The organism is Pseudomonas sp. PS1(2021) (assembly GCF_020405165.1).
Lineage (GTDB): Bacteria > Pseudomonadota > Gammaproteobacteria > Pseudomonadales > Pseudomonadaceae > Pseudomonas > Pseudomonas aeruginosa.
The window spans coordinates 2,860,535-2,878,713 of record NZ_CP084484.1 but is presented as its reverse complement, the minus strand read 5'-3'; the positions used below and the strand labels follow the sequence as shown (position 1 = coordinate 2,878,713).

Sequence of the window (18,179 nt, the reverse complement as noted above, 5' to 3'; positions counted from 1 at the left end):
AGGGTAGGGCAAGTCTAGCCGTTGCCTCCAGGTGGCGCAGGGCTGCGGCGCAGACGGTCGCGAGAGCTGCGGGGCTGCGGCATAATCGGCGTCCCCTCCGTCGATTTCCGCGAGACCGCCATGCAACTGGACTTCACCACCATCGCTCCCGCCGAGGCCTATCGCTGGTTGGCTTCCACCGTCACCCCGCGACCGATTGCCTGGGTCTCGACCCTGTCCGCCGAGGGCGCCAGCAACCTGGCCCCGTTCAGCTTCTTCCAGGTGATCAGCGACGAGCCGCCGACCCTGATGGTTAACGTCAGCCTGCGCGACGACGGCAGCCTCAAGGACACCCTGCGCAACGTCCAGGCCACCGGGCAGTTGGTGATCCACCTGGTCGGCGCCGCCCAGGCCGAGACCATGAACGCCACCTCCGCCTGGCTGCCCCATGGTGTGAGCGAGATCGAGACGGTCGGCATCCCTACCGTGTCCAGCGTACGCGTGGCGCCGCCGCGGATCGCCGCGGCGGCGGTGGCCTTCGAGTGCGAGGTGGCGGAGATCAAGCCGTATCCGGCGGAGAACCCCAATTGCCACCTGATCTTCGCCCGCGTGCTGCTGGCCCATGTCGATGATGCCGTGCTGGCCGACGAGCGCCATGTGGATAGCGCCCGGCTCGACCTGGTCGGTCGCCTGGGCGGCAGCCACTACAGCCATACCCGCGACACGTTCAGCATGATCCGGCCCAGGTAGCCGGGCTCAGTCCGGCGCCCGCAGGCACTCGTCGACCGTGCGCCGGCACACCGGCGCCTGGCCCGCGGCCTGGCGTTCCTGCCACTGGCGATAGGCGAACTGGTAGCTTTCCGGATATACCCCGCCGCGCTTCAGCGGCGCCACGATACTCGCGCGCAGCGCCTGTTCGGTCAGCGCCAGGTGCGCGGCCAGGCGCTGGAACTGCCAGGGCTGCTGGCCCTGGCGGCGCTCCAGGACCTCGACGTGGTACAGGCCGTCGGCCGCCGCGCTCGACAGGTTGTGCACGATCAGCCAGCGCGACAGGCCCGGCGCCGCCGGCAACGACCAGAGCGGCTGCTCGATCGGGCCGCTCCAGTCGGCCAGGGTGGGGGCGCACAGACTCAGCGACAGCAACAGCGGCAATACGGGACGCATGGCAAGCTCCTTTTTCCATGGGGCGCCCAGTATGGCTCCGCGCTCGACCGACGTCAGCCCGGATATCCTGGAAACGACCTGCGCATATCTCTCCTGGCCATTATCGTGCCACTACCTTGCCCGGCCGCTCAGGTTCGGCGAAAAACGCGCGACACAGCGGGAAATGCGCACGCAGACGGCGCGTCACGGGGGAGGGGAGTCATGCTGGGGTTGCTGCGCAGGCGTCTGGCCGATCTCGGCACGGCGAAGAAACTGGCCATCGGTTTTACCCTGGTCCTGCTATTGACCGCGCTGGTGGCCGCGCTCGCGGTGCTCTCGCTGCATGCGCTGGGGCAGCGCTTCGCGCGCCTGCAGGAGATGAGCGCGATCAATCGCGACGTGCTGGAGGTTCGCCAGGCCGAGAAGGAATTTGCCCTGCACGGGGAAAAGAGCGACGCCGAGCGCTTGCGCCAGCGCCTGGCCGCGACCCTTGAACGGGTGGGCCGGCTCAAGGCCGACGGCGACGCCGATCAGGCGCTTGGCATGGCCGAGGTGGAGCAGGTGCTGGCGGCATACCTAGAAGCGTTCGGCCGCTTCGAGCAGTCCATCCAGGGACGCCAATTGGCTTGGGAAAGCGCCAGTTGGTCGCTGAACGGCGCCGCCAACAGCCTCGATATCCTCCAGTCCAGCCTGGCCGAGGATGGCGCCTATGCGCTGAAGGAGAGCCAGGGGCACGACGGCGAGCCGCTGTTGCAGCAGGCGGCCCAGGTCGCCCAGGTCAATCGCCTGGTCCTTCAGGGGCTGGACGAGGCCCGCTCGCGTCTCGAAGCGCGCGCCGCGGATGCGCAGGAGGGGCCGCCGAAATCGCTGCGCGAGGCGCTGGAGCTGGCAGCCCGGCTGGAGCAGGCGATCACCGACGATGCCTACGTGTCGGTGGTCAAGGACGTGCTGACCAATATCCGCGGTTTCGCCGACAAGCTCGCCGAGTACCGCGCCAGTCAGCTCCAGGAGCGGCAGATGTACGCCGCCATGGGCGAGCGCGCCGGGCAGGTGATGGCGCGTGTCGACCGTAGCTGGGAGGCGCAGCAGCAGGCCATGCTCCACAGCCTGCGGACAAACTCCCTGCTGATCGTCGGCGCCGCCGTGCTGGCGCTGCTGGTGGGCCTGGGCGCGGCCTTCGGCATCAGCCTGCTGATCGTCCGTCCGCTGCGCCAGGCGATGGGTGTGGCGCAGCGGATCGCCGAAGGCGACCTTGCGGTACGGGTCGACAGCGAGCGGCGCGACGAGGTTGGCCAACTGATGGCCGCGATGCGCGCCATGACCGGCAGCCTGCGCGGTATCGTCAGCCAGTTGCAGGACGGCGTCGGGCGGATTGCCGGCGCTTCCGAGGCGCTGTCCGGCGTTACCACGCGCACCCGCCTGGGAATCGACAGCCAGCGGGCGGAAACCGAACAGGTGGCCACGGCGATGAACCAGATGGCCGCCACCGTCCATGAAGTGGCGCACAACGCCGAGGAAGCCGCGGGGGCGGCGGAAAGCGCCGACGGCAAGGTCAGCGTCGGCCAGGAGGTGGTACGCCAGACCCTGGAGCGGATCGAGCGACTGGCCGAGGCGGTGCGCGCGGCCACCGCCAGCGTCGAGGCGCTGAGCGCCGACAGCCAGCGCATCGGCAGCGTGCTGGACGTGATCAAGAGCGTGGCCGAGCAGACCAACCTGCTGGCGCTGAACGCCGCCATCGAGGCGGCGCGGGCCGGCGACCAGGGTCGAGGCTTCGCCGTGGTCGCCGACGAGGTGCGGGCGCTGGCGCGGCGCACCCAACAGTCCACGGCCGAGATCGAGACCCTGATCGGTGCCTTGCAGAATGGCACGCAGCAGGCGGTGCAGCGTATGCAGCGCAGCCACCAGTTGGTGGACCAGAGCGTCGACGACGCGTTGCAGACCGAGGCGGCGCTGGGCAACATCGCCACGGCGGTGGCGCTGATCCAGCAGATGAACCAGCAGATCGCCGCGGCCTCCGAGCAGCAGAGCGCGGTCGCCGAGGAGATCAACCGCAGTGTCACGGCGATCCGCGAGGTGGCCGATCAGTCGGCCCAAGCCATGCAGTCGACGGCTTCGTCCAGCGAACAACTGGCGGAGCTGGGCCGCGAACTACAGGGCATGGTCAGGCATTTCCGCTTGTAGCCGCGGCCTGGGCGGCGAGTCTTTCCTGCTGGCGCAGCCAGTAGCGATAGGCACTGACCCCGGAGCGCACCGAGCTGAACACCAGCGGCGGCTTGATCTCGCCGAGCATGCTCGAGCGTTGCAGCAGGTCCAGCGTCTGCCCGGTCACCCGCGCCAGCGACAGGTGCACGCCCTGGGCCTTGAGGATCTGTTGCACCTCGTGGAGGGTGGCCAGGCCGCTGATGTCGAGGTTGGTCATGGCTTCGGCGTTGAGCAGCACCGCATTCGGCCGCTCGCTGCCGTCCACCACGGCAAGCACCCGCTGCTTGAAGTAGTCGGCGTTGAAGAACAGCAGGGGGGCGTCGAAGCGGTAGATCACCAGGCCGGGAAGAGTGGTGGCCTGCGGGTACTTGGCCAGCTCGACCTGGCCGTCGATGCCGTGCATCCAGCCGAGCACCGCGTCGCTCGGGCGATAGGTGTAGTAGAGCAGGCGCAGTACGGCGATGCTGACGGCGACGAAGATTCCCGGCAGCACGCCGACGCTGAGCACGCCGACGGTGGTCAGCAGGCAGAGGCTGAACTCGAAGCGGCTGAGCTTCCAGAAGCCCTTCAGCGCCTGCACGTCGATCAGGCCCCAGCCGGCCAGCAACAGGACCGCACCGAGCGCCGGCATCGGCACCCAGCCCAGGGGCTTGTTCAGCAGCAACAGGGTGGCGGCGATCACCAGCGCGGCGACCACGCCGACCAGTTGGGTCTTGCCGCCGACCATGTCGTTCACCGCGGTGCGTGAGTCGGCGCCGCTGATGGCGAAGCCCTGGGAGACCCCGGCGCCGATGTTGGCCAGGCCGAGGGCGACGAATTCGTGGTTGGCGTTGATGCTGTAGCCGTGACGGGCGGCGAAGCTGCGCGCGGTGAGCATGGCGCTGCAGAAGCTGACCACCGTGATGCCGGTGGCGTCGCGCAGCAGGCTTTTCAGTTCCTCCAGGCTGGTCTGCGGCCAGCTCAGTTGCGGCAGCCCGGCCGGTACCTCGCCAAGCAGTTCCACGCCGTAGCGATCCAGGCCCAGCAGCGCCGCGGCGAGGCTGGCCAGGAGGACGCCGCAGAGCGCCCCGGGCAACTGCGGGAAGCGCCGCGGCAGCAGCACCATCAGCAAGAGCGAGAGGCTGCCGAGGATCAGCGTCGGCCAATGGATGTGCAGCAGGTTCTCCAGCAGCGCGAGGATGCCGGCGACGAAGCCGCTGGTCGCCGCCTCGTAGCCGAACAGCTTGCCCAGTTGCCCGACCAGCAGGCTAAGGCCGATGCCGTTGAGGTAGCCGACCAGGATCGGTCGCGAGAGGAAGCTGGCGATGAACCCGGCGCGGGCCAGGCCGGCGACGATGGAGAACAGCCCGACCATGATCGCGACGATCATCGACAGGTCCACCAGGCGCTGCGGATCGCCCGCCGCCAGCGGGGTGATGGCGGCGGCGACCATCGCCGCGGTCGCCGCGTCGGGGCCTACCATCAACTGCCGCGAGCTGCCGATCAGGGCGTAGATCAGCATCGGCAGGATGCACGCATAGAGGCCTGCCTGGGGCGGGAAGCCGGCGATCTGGGCGTAGGCGATGGCGGTGGGGATCTGGATCGCCGCTACCGACAGCCCGGCCTGGACATCCGGACGGAACCAGGCGCGGCGGTAGTGGAGCAGGCTATCGAGTCCGGGTACCCAGCGGGCGAGTGGCATGCGGCTGATTCCTTGCAGGCGCGGATGCCGCAGCTTAGCCCGAAGGACAGGCTGCAGGATTGCCGGGAATCATTATTTCTTCAGTGCACACGCTCTTCGAGGCGAGGCGCTATCCGCCGCTTCTTCGCGCCGGCGGCGGACCTCAGACCTTCAACACCAACTTGCCGAAGTTTTCCCCGCTGAACAGCTTGAGCAGCGTTTCGGGGAAGGTCTCCAGGCCTTCGACGATGTCCTCGCGCGATTGCAGCTTGCCTTCCGCCAGCCAGGTGGCCATCTCCTTCAGGCCTTCTGGGAAGCGCTGGGCATAGTCCATCACCACCATGCCTTCCATGCGCGCCCGATTGACCAGCAGCGACAGGTAGTTGGCCGGGCCGCGCACCGCTTCCTTGTTGTTGTACTGGCTGATCGCCCCGCAGAGGACGATGCGTGCCTTGAAGGCGATGCGGGTGAGCACTGTGTCGAGGATTTCGCCGCCGACGTTGTCGAAGAACACATCGATACCCTTCGGGCATTCGCGCTTGAGTCCGGCGGCGAGGTCTTCGTTCTTGTAGTCGATGGCGCCGTCGAAGCCCAGTTCTTCGACCAGGAAGCGACATTTCTCGGCGCCGCCGGCGATGCCCACCACCCGGCAGCCCCTGAGCCTGGCGATCTGCCCGGCAACGCTGCCCACCGCACCGGCGGCGCCGGAGATCACCACGGTCTCGCCGTTCTTCGGCTGGCCGACGTCGAGCAACGCGAAGTAGGCGGTCATGCCGGTCATGCCCAGCGCCGAGAGATAGCGTGGCAGCGGCGCGCGGGACGGGTCGACCTTGTAGAAACCCTTGGGCTCGCCGATGAAATAGTCCTGCACGCCGAGGGCGCCGTTGACGTAGTCGCCGGCCTGGAAGCCGGGGTGCTTCGAAACCAGCACCTTGCCGACGCCGAGCGCACGCATCACCTCGCCGATCCCCACCGGCGGGATGTAGGAGCGGGCGTCGTTCATCCAGCCGCGCATCGCCGGGTCCAGCGACAGGTACTCGTTCTTCACCAGGATCTGGCCCTCGGCCGGTTCGCCGAGCGGGGTTTCGACGAAACTGAAGGTGTCGCGGCCGGGCAGCCCGCTGGGACGCTGGGCCAACTGGTATTGCCGATTGATCTGGGAGGTCATGGCAGGGCACTCGAATGTCGGGAAACAGGCCCCTAGGGATAGCTGGCGCCGGCGCCGGCGGCAAGCGAAGGCGAGTGCGGAAATGACCGGTCATCTATGCCGATGATTCGCCGCCATCAGTCTTATCAGCGGGCTGGATGGCCCATCCTCCAGTCCCCTGATAGTGCTATGCCTTGCGCCGGCCCTGGCTAGACTGGCGCGGCCCGGTTCCGTCGCGGTTGGCGGAAGGCGATTTTCCGAGGAGCAGCAGATGAGCAAACTTCTTTCCGGCCAGGTCGCGCTGGTCACTGGCGGTGCGGCGGGCATCGGCCGCGCTACCGCGCTGGCCTTCGCCGCCGCCGGGGTCAAGGTGGTGGTCGCCGACCTGGACAGCGCCGGCGGCGAGGGCACGGTCGAAGCGATCCGCCAGGCAGGTGGCGAAGCCGTCTTCATTCGCTGCGACGTCACCCGCGACGCCGAGGTCAAGGCGCTGGTAGAGGGTTGCGCGGCGGCCTACGGCCGTCTCGACTACGCCTTCAACAACGCCGGTATCGAGATCGAGCAGGGCAAGCTGGCCGACGGCAACGAAGCCGAGTTCGACGCCATCATGGCTGTCAACGTGAAGGGCGTCTGGTTGTGCATGAAGCACCAGATCCCGCTGATGCTGGCCCAGGGCGGTGGCGCGATCGTCAACACCGCCTCGGTCGCCGGGCTCGGCGCGGCGCCGAAGATGAGCATCTACGCTGCTTCCAAGCACGCGGTGATCGGCCTGACCAAATCGGCGGCGATCGAGTACGCGAAGAAGGGCATCCGCGTCAACGCCGTGTGTCCGGCGGTGATCGACACTGACATGTTCCGCCGCGCCTACGAGGCCGATCCGCGCAAGGCCGAGTTCGCCGCCGCGATGCATCCGCTGGGTCGGGTCGGGCGGGTCGAAGAAATCGCCGCCGCGGTGCTCTATCTGTGCAGCGACAACGCAGGCTTCACCACCGGTATCGCCTTGCCGGTGGACGGCGGGGCGACGGCGATCTGAGCGGGCGGCGATACAACCGGGATGCCCCGGCGCGGGGCATTCGCATTCTGTTACAGGTCGGCACGCGGTTTGGCGCGCCAGGCCACTGCCGGGGGACTAACCTGGGTCGAGAATCCGGGGCCTGAGCCCGTCTCCATCGCATCGGAGCAATAACAATAATGACCGCCGATCCCATCCTGACCCTGTTCCTCCCCATCGCACTGGGCATCATCATGCTCGGTCTCGGACTGTCCCTGACCCCGGCCGACTTCCTCCGCGTGGTGCGCTACCCGAAGCCGGTGCTGGTCGGCCTGGTGTGCCAGATCGTCCTGCTGCCCCTGGCCTGTTTCCTGATCGTCCAGGGCTTCGCCCTGGAGGCGGCCCTGGCGGTCGGCATGATGTTGCTGGCGGCCTCGCCCGGCGGCACCACCGCCAACCTCTACAGCCACCTGGCGCATGGCGACGTGGCACTGAACATCACCCTGACCGCGGTGAACTCGGTGATCGCCATCCTCACCATGCCGCTGATCGTCAATCTGTCGCTGCAATACTTCATGGGCGACGGGCAGGCGATTCCCTTGCAGTTCGGCAAGGTCGTGCAGGTCTTCGTCATCGTCCTCGGCCCGGTGGCCATCGGCATGCTGGTGCGCAACCGCCTGCCGGCCGTGGCGGATCGCCTGCAGAAGCCGGTGAAGATCCTTTCCGCGCTGCTGTTGCTGGTGATCATCCTGCTGGCGCTGGCCAAGGACTGGCAGACCTTCGTCACCTACGCGCCGGTGGTCGGGCTGGCCGCGCTGGCCTTCAACCTGCTGAGCCTGGCGGTGGGCTACTGGGTGCCGCGCCTGCTGCGCCTGCCGAAGGCCCAGGCGGTGGCCATCGGCATGGAGATCGGCATCCACAACGGCACCCTGGCGATCGCCCTGGCGCTGAGTCCGAGCCTGCTGAACAACAGCACCATGGCGATTCCGCCGGCGATCTACGGAGTGCTGATGTTCTTCACCGCGGCGGCCTTCGGCTGGTGGGTCAGCCGTGGCCACCAGGCCACGCCGGCGCCCGTGACGGCGCCGGACTGAGGTCGGTCAGCCGCGCCGCCAGTTGAGCACGAACTGAGTCAGCAGGCCGGCCACCAGGCCCCAGAACGCCGAGCCGATGGACAGCAGGGTGAAGCCGGAGGCGGTGACCATGAAGGTCACCAGCGCGGCCTCGCGCTGGCGCTCGTCGGCCATCGAGTTGGCCAGGCCGTTCATGATCGAGCCGAGCAGTGCGATGGCGGCGATGGACAGTACCAGTGCCTTGGGGAACGCCGCGAACAACGCTGCCAGGGTGGCGCCGAAGGTTCCTGCGACGCAGTTGAAGAAGCCGCACCAGAGCGCCGCGGTATAGCGCTTGTGCGGGTCCTCGTGGGCCGAGGGTCCGGTGCAGATCGCCGCGCTGATCGCCGCCAGGTTGATCCCGTGGGAGCCGAACGGTGCCAGCAGGATCGAGGCGATGCCGGTACTCGAGATCAGCGGCGAGGCTGGCACCTGGTAGCCGTCGGCGCGCAGCACGGCGATGCCGGGCATGTTCTGCGAAGCCATGGCGACGATGAACAGCGGGATGCCGATGCTGATGGTGGCGGCCAGGGAGAAGCTCGGCGTGGTCCACTCCGGTACCGCCAGTTCCAGGCGGAACCTGCTGAAGTCCAGTTGGCCCAGTATCCCGGCCAGCAGCACCCCCACCAGTAGCGCAGCGAACACCGCATAGCGCGGCGAGAAGCGTTTGCACAGCAGATAGCTGAAGAACATCGCCAGCACCAGCAGGGTCTGTTGCTCGGCGGCGTTGCAGATCTCGATGCCGATGCGGAACAGCACCCCGGCCAGCAGCGCCGAGGCCAGCGAGGAGGGAACCTGGCGCATCAGGCGTTCGAAGCTGCCGGTGACGCCGCACAGGGTGATCAGGAGGGCGCAGACGATGAAGGCGCCGATCGCCTCGCTGTACGGCACTCCGGGCAGGCTGCTGATCAGCAGCGCCGCGCCGGGGGTGGACCAGGCGATCACGATCGGCACCCGGTAGCGCAGGGTCAGGCCGATGGTCGCCAGGCCCATGCCGATCGACAGGGCCCAGATCCACGAGGAAATCTGCGCGCTGCTGAGACCGGCGTTCTGCCCGGCCTGGAACATCAGTACCAGCGAGCTGGTGTAGCCGGTGAGCATGGCGACGAAGCCGGCCACCACGGCGGCGGGAGAGGAGTCGGCGAACGGACGCAGACGAGGCTGGGGCTGGGTGGTTTCGGTCATGCCGGGTACTTCCATGGAGTGTGCGGGACGACCGGGCACGGCGGTGGGCGGAGCCACGGGGCAGGTTGCGCGAGGCGCGGAGTGCCGATCATCTTTTTCTGTTTTGCGCAGCCTAAACAGCCGGCCAGGGGCTGTCCCGGTACAGCCGCGGACATAGTTGGCCATACAGTCGCAGCTGCCGGAAGCTGGCGGAGCTGGTAACTTCCCGGCATTTGCCGAGGAGCTTCGCCATGGATGCAAACCCCTACGCCACGCCGCGTGTCGAATTGGTCGAGCAGGGCATACCGGATGCTTTCCGCCGGCGCTGGACGCCCGCGCAACTGCGCATCCTCGCCTGGCTCTGCCTGGCCTCGATAGCCGGCGGCGTGGTGCTGATGGTGCTCAGCCTGCTGGAGGCATTCGGCGACGGCGCCGCGTTCAGGGTCTACGCCGACTGGCTGGGCCTGCTCCTCAGCCTGCTCGGCGCCTACCTGCTGCTGCGGCTCAAGCACCTGGTCGAGTCGCGCTTTCGCGGCCCCTCGCTGGCCTGGCCGGTATGGTTGTCGATTCTCCTGACCCTGCTGGGCGAGGGCTGGAGCCTGCTGGCGGTTACCGACGATGCGCTGCAGGGCTGGAACTGGCAGGCGCTGGTGTACTTCGCGCTGCTTGCGCTGATCGGCGCTACCACCCTCTGGCTGGGCCTGCGTCTGCTCAAGCAGGAAAACCTCTATCCGTCGCTGCGGATCATGGCCTGGCTGGACATCGCCGGCGGCGCGATGCTGGCTTCGGTGCTGTTGCTGGTGCTGGCGGTACTGCCGCTGCTGGCCGCCACCGTGGCCATGGCGCTGGCCTGCTGGCGCGCGGCGCGGGAGTTGGAGCGGAGCTAGCGGGCAGCCGGTCGGCTTGTCGAGCGTCCATGCGCCAGGCCCATGGGGCGTCAGTCGGCGGCCTCCGTCGCCGCTTCGCCGCGGCTGCCTGCATGCGCCCGAGCCAGGGTGCGATTGACCGCCAGCCAGCCGGAGACCGCTTCGCCGCCGGCTTCCTCGAAGCAGCGTTGGAGCAGCCGCGACTGCTCGCGACGCAGCGCCTTTTCCAACCGCACGCCCTCGGCGGTGAGGCCGAGGAGGCGTTTGCGCTTGTCGTCGTCGGCGGTGGCGCTGCCGATCAGGTTCATCTCCAGCAACTGGCGCAGCGGGATGTTCAGCGCCTGCTTGGTCACGCCGAGCAGGGCCAGCAGTTCCTTCACGCTGAGGCCCGGATAGCGGGCGATGAAGAACAGCACGCGGTGGTGCACACGTCCCAGGCCGCGGCGGGCGAGCATCTCGTCAGGCTTGGTGGTGAAGGCCTGGTACGCGAAGAAGAAGGCTTCCATCATGGCCTGCTGCTGGACGGCGTGGTTTTTCAGGTCAGGCATATTGACGCTTCCGGGTGCGGCATCGTAGTTTCGGTCAAGCAGTTTGACTCATTTTTCCCCGCCTACGCTACCGGTGATCCCATGGCCTTCTCTGAACGCATCTCCCGCCTGAAAAGCTCCTTGATCCGCGAAATCCTTGCCGCGGCGCAGCGTCCGGAGGTGATGTCGTTCGCCGGCGGGCTGCCGGCCGAGCCGATGCTGCCGAAGGTGCAGTGGGAGCAGATGCCGGCCTCCATGGGCCAGTACGGCATGAGCGAAGGCGAGCCTGCCCTGCGCGAAGCCATCGCCGCCGAAGCGCGTGCCCTCGGCGTCCCCTGCGAGGCGAGCCAGGTGCTGATCGTCAGCGGTTCGCAGCAGACCCTCGACCTGGCCAGCAAGCTGTTCATCGATCCGGGCACCGAGGTGCTGCTCGAGGCGCCGACCTACCTCGCCGCGCTACAGGCCTTCCAATTGTTCGGCGCCGATTGCGTGACCGTGCCGCTGGGTGCCGAGGGCCCCGACCTGGTTGCCCTGCGGCAGCGCCTGGAGCGACACAAGCCGGCCTTCGCCTACCTGATCCCGACTTTCCAGAATCCGTCCGGCGTGCGCTACAGTGAGGAACGCCGCGACGCGGTGGCGGCGCTGCTAGACGAATTCGGCGTGACCCTGATCGAAGACGAACCCTATCGCGAACTGGTGTTCGACGAGGGCCGCGCAACCCCGCTGGTCAGCCGCCTGCGCAAGTCCAGCTGGATCTATACCGGCACGGTGTCGAAGACCCTGCTGCCGGGCCTGCGCGTCGGTTTCCTGATCGCCACCCCGGACCTGTTCCCCCACCTGCTGCGGCTGAAACAGTCGGCCGACCTGCATACCAACCGGGTAGGGCAGTGGCAGGCGCTGCAATGGTTCGGCAGCGAGGCCTACCGCCAGCACCTGGCCGAACTGCGCGAGTTCTACCGGGTCCGCCGCGACGCCATGCAGGAGGCGCTGCTGGAGCACTTCGGTGAGCTGGCCGAATGGAATATCCCGGAGGGCGGGCTGTTCTTCTGGCTGACCCTCAGGCAGCCGCTGGATACCCGCACCCTGCTCCAGCCGGCGCTGGCCGCCGATGTCGCATTCATGCCCGGCGAACCTTTCTTCGCCGAGCCGGAGCAGAACCTCGGGCGTCTGCGGCTGAACTTCAGCCACGTCGCCCCGGAGCGCCTGCACGAAGGCCTGCGGCGCCTGGCCAAGGTCGTCCGCGACGCCCAGGCCGCCGAAGCGGCCTGAACCCTCATCGGCGCTCCTTCCGGGGCGCCGGCCATCCGATCCGAGGAGCGACACGATGTACAAGGTCTACGGTGATTACCGTTCGGGCAACTGCTACAAGATCAAGCTGGCCATGTCGCTGCTCGGCATCGACTACCAGTGGGTACCGGTGGACATTCTCAAGGGCGAGACCCAGACCCCGGAGTTCCTGGCGAAGAACCCCAACGGCAAGATACCGGTGCTGGAGCTGGAGGATGGCAGTTGCCTGTGGGAGTCCAACGCCATCCTCAACTTCCTCGCCGACGGCAGCGCCCTGTTGCCCAGCGAACCGCGCCTGCGCACCCAGGTGCTGCAATGGCAATTCTTCGAGCAATACAGCCATGAGCCCTATGTGGCCGTGGCGCGCTTCATCAAGCTCTACCTCGGCCTCCCGGAAGCCCGCCGCGCCGAGTTCGAAGAGAAGAAGATCGGCGGCTACAAGGCCCTCGACGTCATGGAGAAACAGCTGTCGCGCACGCCATTCCTGGTCGGCGAACAGTTCTCCATCGCCGATATCACCCTCTACGCCTACACCCATGTCGCCCATGAAGGCGGCTTCGACCTGACGGCCTACCCGGCGATCCGCGCGTGGATCAAGCGAGTGGGGGAGGTGCCGGGGTATGTGGGGATGCTGGATTGAGGGGAGCTTCGATCAGCGGTTGGCGAGGCAGTGATTTCTGTCATGAGCGGGAGTTTCGGGTAGAGCGAAATTTTTATGCATCGGGCTGGATGCGCGTTTTTCCTGATTATTCGTAGCTCGCTTTCCTGGCGCTGCTGTTGGTACCCGGCGCTGCGCTGGTGGCGGGTCAGTTACTGGCCGTTGAGGTCGATGCCCAGGAGGGCATCGACCGACTGGCCGCGCTAGCCGACCCGACTACTGTCGGGCAGCTTTCTCGCCAGTAGGCGCACAGCACTGTCGAGCGGGTAAGCGGTGCGCAATTCTCTGTCGTCGCCGTACGCGGCCTACCGCATAAGTTGGTCATCGAGGGCTTGGCGATAGGCGCTGCGGCGGTCATCGAATCCTGCTTTCCTGACTGCTCGGGTCGCTATCGATTTCCGCCCAGCCGGTGCGGTACGGGCGTGCCCAGGGTAAACGCAGCGGTGCGTCCCGCCTGCAGTCGGTCACGGCGCAACTTCCTCGCCGGTGGCCATGGGACCGCCCATCTCGATTAATTTCCCTAACAATTCCCGTGCCAGTCTTTCATGGCTCTTTTAATCAATCTCATCCAATGGCTGATTGTTATCCATGTCTCATTCTGAAAAGAAAAATAACAAGTGAATTGAGCAAGAAGTTGCGCAGTGTTGTGCAACTTTTTGCGCAGTAGTGTTCAGGCCAGTATTTTCAAGGGCTGTGGACTGTTATTGGGGATGTTTCTTGGTTTTCATTGTGCAACTTCTTGCACAATCGCTATTACGCTCTAAATCAGCTGTTGGTCCGCTTGGAAGGCCTATGTTTCGAGGCTCTCCGGAGAAATCCATACTGCCTGCCTTATTTTTTATAAATTGTTAACTACCTGTTTTGGTAGGGTTTTCCAAATGGCCATCAATGTCGTTATGATGGCTATAGCCAAGCCGTAAAGGGCATGGACGCAGACGCCTGACGTTTGGCTGAAAATCTTTCATTGATTCGTATCAATGAATAGGAAAATTCCCAAAGAGGGAATGTCCTGTTGCTTGCCAGTTTTTATGTTGTTTTCATGGAAAAGGCAAAGAGCTCTTCAGACTATTGGGATTTTCGTTCGGTTTTTATGCCAACTAGTTGAATTGTTAAGATATTCATTGGCGCACATGGTGTGCATTGAAGGGTTAGGATGACCTATTCGAGCAAGCTCTCCTCGCATTATCTGGAACTCGCGGAACAGCCGATTTCAAAGGATGTCTTTGCGGGTGAGGATGTGCGTTTTTCCAGCGAATACGAGGCGCTGGAAAATGAGCTGGGCAAGGCGCTCTCGCTCCATGAGAACGGCCAGACCGACTGGTTGAAAATCCTGGAAAACAGCGAAGCGCTGCTTCGTGCCCAATCCAAGGACCTGCGTGTTGCAGCCTGGTTGACCTGGGCCCTCTACCAACGGGAATCCTTTCCCGGTTTGCTGGCCGGACTGGGATTGCTGGAACGTCTGTGCAGCCGGCATTGGGTCGAGATCCATCCGCTCAAGGCGCGCACTCGCGCCGCGGCCATTGCCTGGCTGGTGCCCCGGCTGGAGCAGGCGCTGAACGAGAACGTACCGATCAAGGAGCAACTCCCCCTGTTCCGGCGTCTCGCCGAGCACCTGGAAAAACTCGATACCGCGCTGACCGCGCAACTGGGCGACGACGCGCCCTTGTTGCTGCCGATCAGCCGACGCCTTTCGGGCATGCTCCAGCGCGCCGCCGACAACCAGCCCGAACCTGGCGTGGTCGGCGCCGTGGTGGCCCAGGTCAAGCAGGCGGCCAGCCAGTTGCTGGCGCCGGGTGCGCCCATCGACAACGAGCGCGACGCCCACAAGGCCATGCGCGCCCAGCAGGAGGCCGCACGCCCCCTGTGCGCCTGGTGGCTGAAGCAGAAAGCCACCGATCTGCGCGCGCTGCGCCTCAACCGAACGATGCTCTGGCTGCCCATCGAGTCCATGCCCGAGCGCAATGCCGAACAGGTCACCGCGCTAAGGGGAGTGCCGGCGGACAAGCTGAAAAGCTACCAGGAGCGTTTCGCCCAGGGCCTGTACGCCGATCTCCTGGTGGAGCTGGAGGCGAGCCTGGCACGGGCGCCGTTCTGGTTCGACGGCCAGCGCCTGGTCTGGGAGTGCCTGCAAGGGCTCAACGCCGAGCAGGCGATGCGGGAAGTCGAAATGCATTTCGCCTTGCTCCTGCAGCGTCTGCCGGGGCTGGTGGAGCTGCGTTTCCACGACGGCAGCGCATTCGCCGATGCGGCCACCCGCGGCTGGATCAGCGCCCATGTCATGCCCCATCTCCAGAACGACAGTGCGCCGCGCAAGGTCGAGACCGTGGCCCTGCAGGCCGAATGGGACGTCGCCCTGGACGAGGTCCAGCCGGTGTTGCGCAAGGACGGCCTGAAGGCGGCGGTACAGGTGTTGAAGCAGGGCATGAAGCGCGCCCACGGCGGGCGCGCCCGGTTCTTCTGGCAACTGAGCCTCGCGCGACTGTGCTTCCTGGCGAAGAAGTACGAGCTGGCCAAGACCCAGCTGGAGAGCCTCGACCATCAGTTGCACGAATCGGGATTGCACGCCTGGGAGCCCGATCTGGCGCTGGATGTACTGCACCTGCTGCATAGCTGCTGCGAGCTGTTGCCGCAGAACCACGCCGTGCGAGAACGCAAGGAAGACATTTATCGCAGGCTGTGCCACCTCGATCTCGAGGTGGTGCTCGAATAGGGCTTCGCGCCCTCAATTCTCAAGGAGAAAAAGCCATGGCCAAAGAAGGCTCGGTAGCCCCAAAGGAACGCATCAACGTCACCTTCAAGCCCGCCACTGGCGGTGCCCAGGAAGAAATCGAACTGCCGTTGAAGCTACTGGCGATCGGCGATTACACCCAGCGCACGGATGAGCGCAAGGTGGAGGACCGCAAGCCGATCGGCATCGACAAGATGACCTTCGACGAGGTCCTGGCCAAGCAGGAGCTGGGGCTGACGCTGAGCGTACCCAATCGTCTCCAGGAGGAGGGCGGCAGGGACGAGCTGGCGGTGGGGCTGCAGATCAACTCGATGAAGGACTTCAACCCGGCCAGCATCGTCGAGCAGGTGCCCGAGCTGAAGAAGCTGATGGAGTTGCGCGATGCGTTGGTGGCCCTCAAGGGCCCGCTGGGCAACGCCCCGGCGTTCCGCAAGGCCATCGAAAGCGTACTCGCCGACGACGAGTCCCGTAGCCGTGTGCTGGGCGAGCTGGGGCTGAGCGCCGCCCCCTCCCAGGACGCCTGAGCCACCCCCTAGCCAAGGAAGCAGATACATGAGCACCAGTGCCGCACAGCAAGGCCGGAACCAGAACGGCGAATACAACATTCTCGACAGCATCATCGCCGAGACCCGCCTGAGCCCGGACGACGAGGCCTACGACATCGCCAAGCGCGGCGTCTCCGCCTTCATCGAGGAATTGCTCAAGCCGCAGAACGACGGCGAGCCGGTGAAGAAGGCGATGGTCGACCGGATGATCGCCGAGATCGACGCCAAGCTCAGCACGCAGATGGACGAGATTCTCCATCATCCCGATTTCCAGGCGCTGGAGTCGGCCTGGCGCGGCCTGCAACTGCTGGTCGACCGCACCAACTTCCGCGAGAACATCAAGATCGAGATTCTCAGCGTTTCCAAGCAGGACCTGCTGGACGATTTCGAGGACTCGCCCGAGGTGATGCAGTCCGGCCTGTACAAGCACATCTACACCGCCGAATACGGCCAGTTCGGTGGCCAGCCGGTCGGCGCCATCATCGCCAACTACTACATGTCGCCCAGTTCGCCCGACGTCAAGCTGATGCAATACGTCTCCAGCGTGGCCTGCATGGCCCATGCGCCATTCGTGGCGGCCGCCGGTCCGAAGTTCTTCGGCCTGGAAAGCTTCACCGGCCTGCCGGACCTGAAGGACCTGAAGGATCATTTCGAAGGCCCGCAGTTCGCCAAGTGGCAGAGCTTCCGCCAGTCCGAGGATTCCCGCTACGTGGCGCTGACCGTACCGCGCTTCCTGCTGCGCACGCCCTACGATCCGGAAGAGAATCCGGTCAAGTCGTTCGCCTACAAGGAGACCGTGGCCAACAGCCACGAGCATTACCTGTGGGGCAACACCGCCTATGCCTTCGGCACCAAGCTGACCGACAGCTTCGCCAAGTATCGCTGGTGCCCGAACATCATCGGGCCGCAGAGCGGCGGTGCGGTAGAGGACCTGCCGTTGCACCACTTCGAGAGCATGGGCGAGATCGAGACCAAGATCCCCACCGAGGTGCTGGTGTCCGATCGCCGCGAGTACGAACTGGCCGAGGAAGGCTTCATTTCCCTGACCATGCGCAAGGGCAGCGACAACGCCGCGTTCTTCTCCGCCAGCTCGGTGCAGAAGCCGAAGTTCTTCGGCATCAGCGCCGAAGGCAAGGCCGCGGAGCTGAACTACAAGCTCGGCACCCAGTTGCCGTACATGATGATCGTCAACCGCCTGGCCCATTACCTGAAGGTCCTGCAACGCGAACAGCTGGGGTCGTGGAAGGAGCGTACCGACCTCGAGCTGGAGCTGAACAAGTGGATCCGCCAGTACGTCGCCGACCAGGAAAACCCCAGCGCCGAAGTGCGCGGCCGTCGCCCGCTGCGCGCTGCACAGATCATCGTCAGTGACGTCGAGGGCGAGCCGGGCTGGTACCGCGTCAGCCTGAACGTGCGCCCGCACTTCAAGTACATGGGGGCGGACTTCACTCTGTCGCTGGTCGGCAAGCTGGACAAAGAGTAAGCGGAGCTTTCCATGACCGGATACGGCAGCCTGTTCGAGCGCCTGAACGGCGACGCGGATAAGCGCGTCGGCTGGAGCCGCGAGGTTTCCGCCATGGCGTCGGTGGCTGCCCATCTGGGCAAGATGCTCAGCACCCGGGCGGGCAGCGTGCAGACGCTGTCCGACTACGGGTTGCCCGATCTCAACGACATGCGCCTGAGCCTGCACGACTCCCTGAGCCAGGCCCGCTCGGCCATCGAAGGTTTCATCGAGGCTTACGAACCGCGCTTGAGCGACGTGCGTGTCGTTTCCCTGCCACGCGACAACGACCAGCTCCGCCTGGCCTTCAGCATCGAAGGGTTGCTGGAGGTGGAAGGTTTCAAGCGCCAGGTGAGTTTTTCCGCATGCCTGGATGGCAGCGGCCAGGTGAAGGTCAGCTAAGGAGGTTTCGATGTCCGGCAAACCCGCAGCCCGCGTTTCCGATCCAACCGCTTGTCCGCTCCCCGGGCACGGCAGCAATCCCATCGTCGTCGGTTCCGCCGACGTGTTCTTCGACGGCCTCGCGGCGGCCCGCCAGGGTGACGCCTCGGCCTGGCACTGTACCGCTTCGATGCCTGGTTCGTCCATGAGGTCTTCTGAGATGGGCGCGAATCGGGTCGATTACGGAAAGACAACGGACACCGTGGGTTTCCGATCTTCAGGCCAGAA

16 protein-coding genes and 1 pseudogene are annotated in these 18,179 nt (G+C 65.7%); 12 read left to right on the top strand and 5 right to left on the bottom strand.

All coding sequences use genetic code 11. The features are described from left to right. Positions 1 to 120: 120 nt before the first annotated feature. Positions 121 to 729: a flavin reductase family protein gene (locus LE197_RS13770; RefSeq protein WP_003097831.1), complete on the top strand. Its 609-nt coding sequence runs from the start codon at positions 121 to 123 to the stop codon at positions 727 to 729. Between the two features lie 6 nt (positions 730 to 735). On the opposite strand, the gene LE197_RS13765 is transcribed toward LE197_RS13770, so the two are convergent. Next, positions 736 to 1,143: a DUF5086 domain-containing protein gene (locus LE197_RS13765; RefSeq protein WP_003117744.1), complete on the bottom strand. Its 408-nt coding sequence runs from the start codon at positions 1,141 to 1,143 to the stop codon at positions 736 to 738. 201 nt (positions 1,144 to 1,344) lie between these two features. Between LE197_RS13765 and LE197_RS13760 the strand changes: the two genes are divergently transcribed. Then, positions 1,345 to 3,303 carry a methyl-accepting chemotaxis protein gene (locus LE197_RS13760; protein ID WP_003144814.1) on the top strand — a complete coding sequence of 653 codons (1,959 nt, stop codon included), beginning with the start codon at positions 1,345 to 1,347 and terminating at the stop codon, positions 3,301 to 3,303. Here the strand turns inward: LE197_RS13760 and LE197_RS13755 are convergent. Together LE197_RS13755 and LE197_RS13750 are read right to left on the bottom strand one after the other, a co-directional pair. Further along, positions 3,284 to 5,005, bottom strand: coding sequence for a SulP family inorganic anion transporter (locus tag LE197_RS13755; RefSeq protein ID WP_016253582.1), 1,722 nt, complete (start codon positions 5,003 to 5,005; stop codon positions 3,284 to 3,286). The genes LE197_RS13760 and LE197_RS13755 overlap by 20 nt on opposite strands. A gap of 142 nt (positions 5,006 to 5,147) precedes the next feature. After that, positions 5,148 to 6,152, bottom strand: coding sequence for an NADP-dependent oxidoreductase (locus tag LE197_RS13750; protein ID WP_003117743.1), 1,005 nt, complete (start codon positions 6,150 to 6,152; stop codon positions 5,148 to 5,150). 250 nt (positions 6,153 to 6,402) lie between these two features. Here LE197_RS13750 and LE197_RS13745 point away from each other — a divergent pair, with 250 nt between their 5' ends. Next, a complete protein-coding gene (locus LE197_RS13745) occupies positions 6,403 to 7,164 on the top strand; it encodes an SDR family oxidoreductase (protein ID WP_003117742.1) in 762 nt (253 codons plus the stop codon). 158 nt (positions 7,165 to 7,322) lie between these two features. Next, complete coding sequence (locus tag LE197_RS13740) at positions 7,323 to 8,216, top strand: bile acid:sodium symporter family protein (protein WP_003114604.1); 894 nt, start codon at positions 7,323 to 7,325, stop codon at positions 8,214 to 8,216. A 6-nt stretch (positions 8,217 to 8,222) separates the two neighbouring features. On the opposite strand, the gene LE197_RS13735 is transcribed toward LE197_RS13740, so the two are convergent. Next, positions 8,223 to 9,419, bottom strand: a complete 1,197-nt coding sequence (locus LE197_RS13735; protein WP_003087572.1) for a benzoate/H(+) symporter BenE family transporter — start codon at positions 9,417 to 9,419, stop codon at positions 8,223 to 8,225. Positions 9,420 to 9,649: 230 nt separating this feature from the next. On the opposite strand from LE197_RS13735, the gene LE197_RS13730 reads away from it, so the two are divergent. Then, complete coding sequence (locus LE197_RS13730) at positions 9,650 to 10,285, top strand: hypothetical protein (protein WP_003097821.1); 636 nt, start codon at positions 9,650 to 9,652, stop codon at positions 10,283 to 10,285. Between the two features lie 50 nt (positions 10,286 to 10,335). On the opposite strand, the gene LE197_RS13725 is transcribed toward LE197_RS13730, so the two are convergent. Then, on the bottom strand, positions 10,336 to 10,812 hold the full coding sequence (locus tag LE197_RS13725; protein ID WP_003097819.1) for a MarR family winged helix-turn-helix transcriptional regulator: 477 nt from the start codon (positions 10,810 to 10,812) through the stop codon (positions 10,336 to 10,338). Positions 10,813 to 10,893: 81 nt separating this feature from the next. Here LE197_RS13725 and LE197_RS13720 point away from each other — a divergent pair, with 81 nt between their 5' ends. The 7 genes and pseudogenes from LE197_RS13720 to LE197_RS13690 all read left to right on the top strand — a co-directional run. Beyond that, complete coding sequence (locus LE197_RS13720; RefSeq protein ID WP_003097818.1) at positions 10,894 to 12,060, top strand: PLP-dependent aminotransferase family protein; 1,167 nt, start codon at positions 10,894 to 10,896, stop codon at positions 12,058 to 12,060. 55 nt (positions 12,061 to 12,115) lie between these two features. Further along, positions 12,116 to 12,718, top strand: coding sequence for a glutathione S-transferase family protein (locus LE197_RS13715; protein ID WP_003097816.1), 603 nt, complete (start codon positions 12,116 to 12,118; stop codon positions 12,716 to 12,718). A 1,171-nt stretch (positions 12,719 to 13,889) separates the two neighbouring features. Next, positions 13,890 to 15,446, top strand: coding sequence for a type VI secretion system protein TssA (tssA, locus tag LE197_RS13710; protein ID WP_003097814.1), 1,557 nt, complete (start codon positions 13,890 to 13,892; stop codon positions 15,444 to 15,446). A 35-nt stretch (positions 15,447 to 15,481) separates the two neighbouring features. After that, positions 15,482 to 15,988, top strand: a complete 507-nt coding sequence (gene tssB / locus LE197_RS13705; RefSeq protein ID WP_016851765.1) for a type VI secretion system contractile sheath small subunit — start codon at positions 15,482 to 15,484, stop codon at positions 15,986 to 15,988. A 28-nt stretch (positions 15,989 to 16,016) separates the two neighbouring features. After that, positions 16,017 to 17,492, top strand: a complete 1,476-nt coding sequence (tssC, locus tag LE197_RS13700) for a type VI secretion system contractile sheath large subunit (RefSeq protein WP_003087596.1) — start codon at positions 16,017 to 16,019, stop codon at positions 17,490 to 17,492. 12 nt (positions 17,493 to 17,504) lie between these two features. Continuing rightward, positions 17,505 to 17,912, top strand: a complete 408-nt coding sequence (gene tssE, locus LE197_RS13695) for a type VI secretion system baseplate subunit TssE (protein WP_003097809.1) — start codon at positions 17,505 to 17,507, stop codon at positions 17,910 to 17,912. Positions 17,913 to 17,922: 10 nt separating this feature from the next. Further along, positions 17,923 to 18,090, top strand: a pseudogene (locus LE197_RS13690) (PAAR domain-containing protein); the annotation flags it as partial. Positions 18,091 to 18,179: the final 89 nt, after the last annotated feature.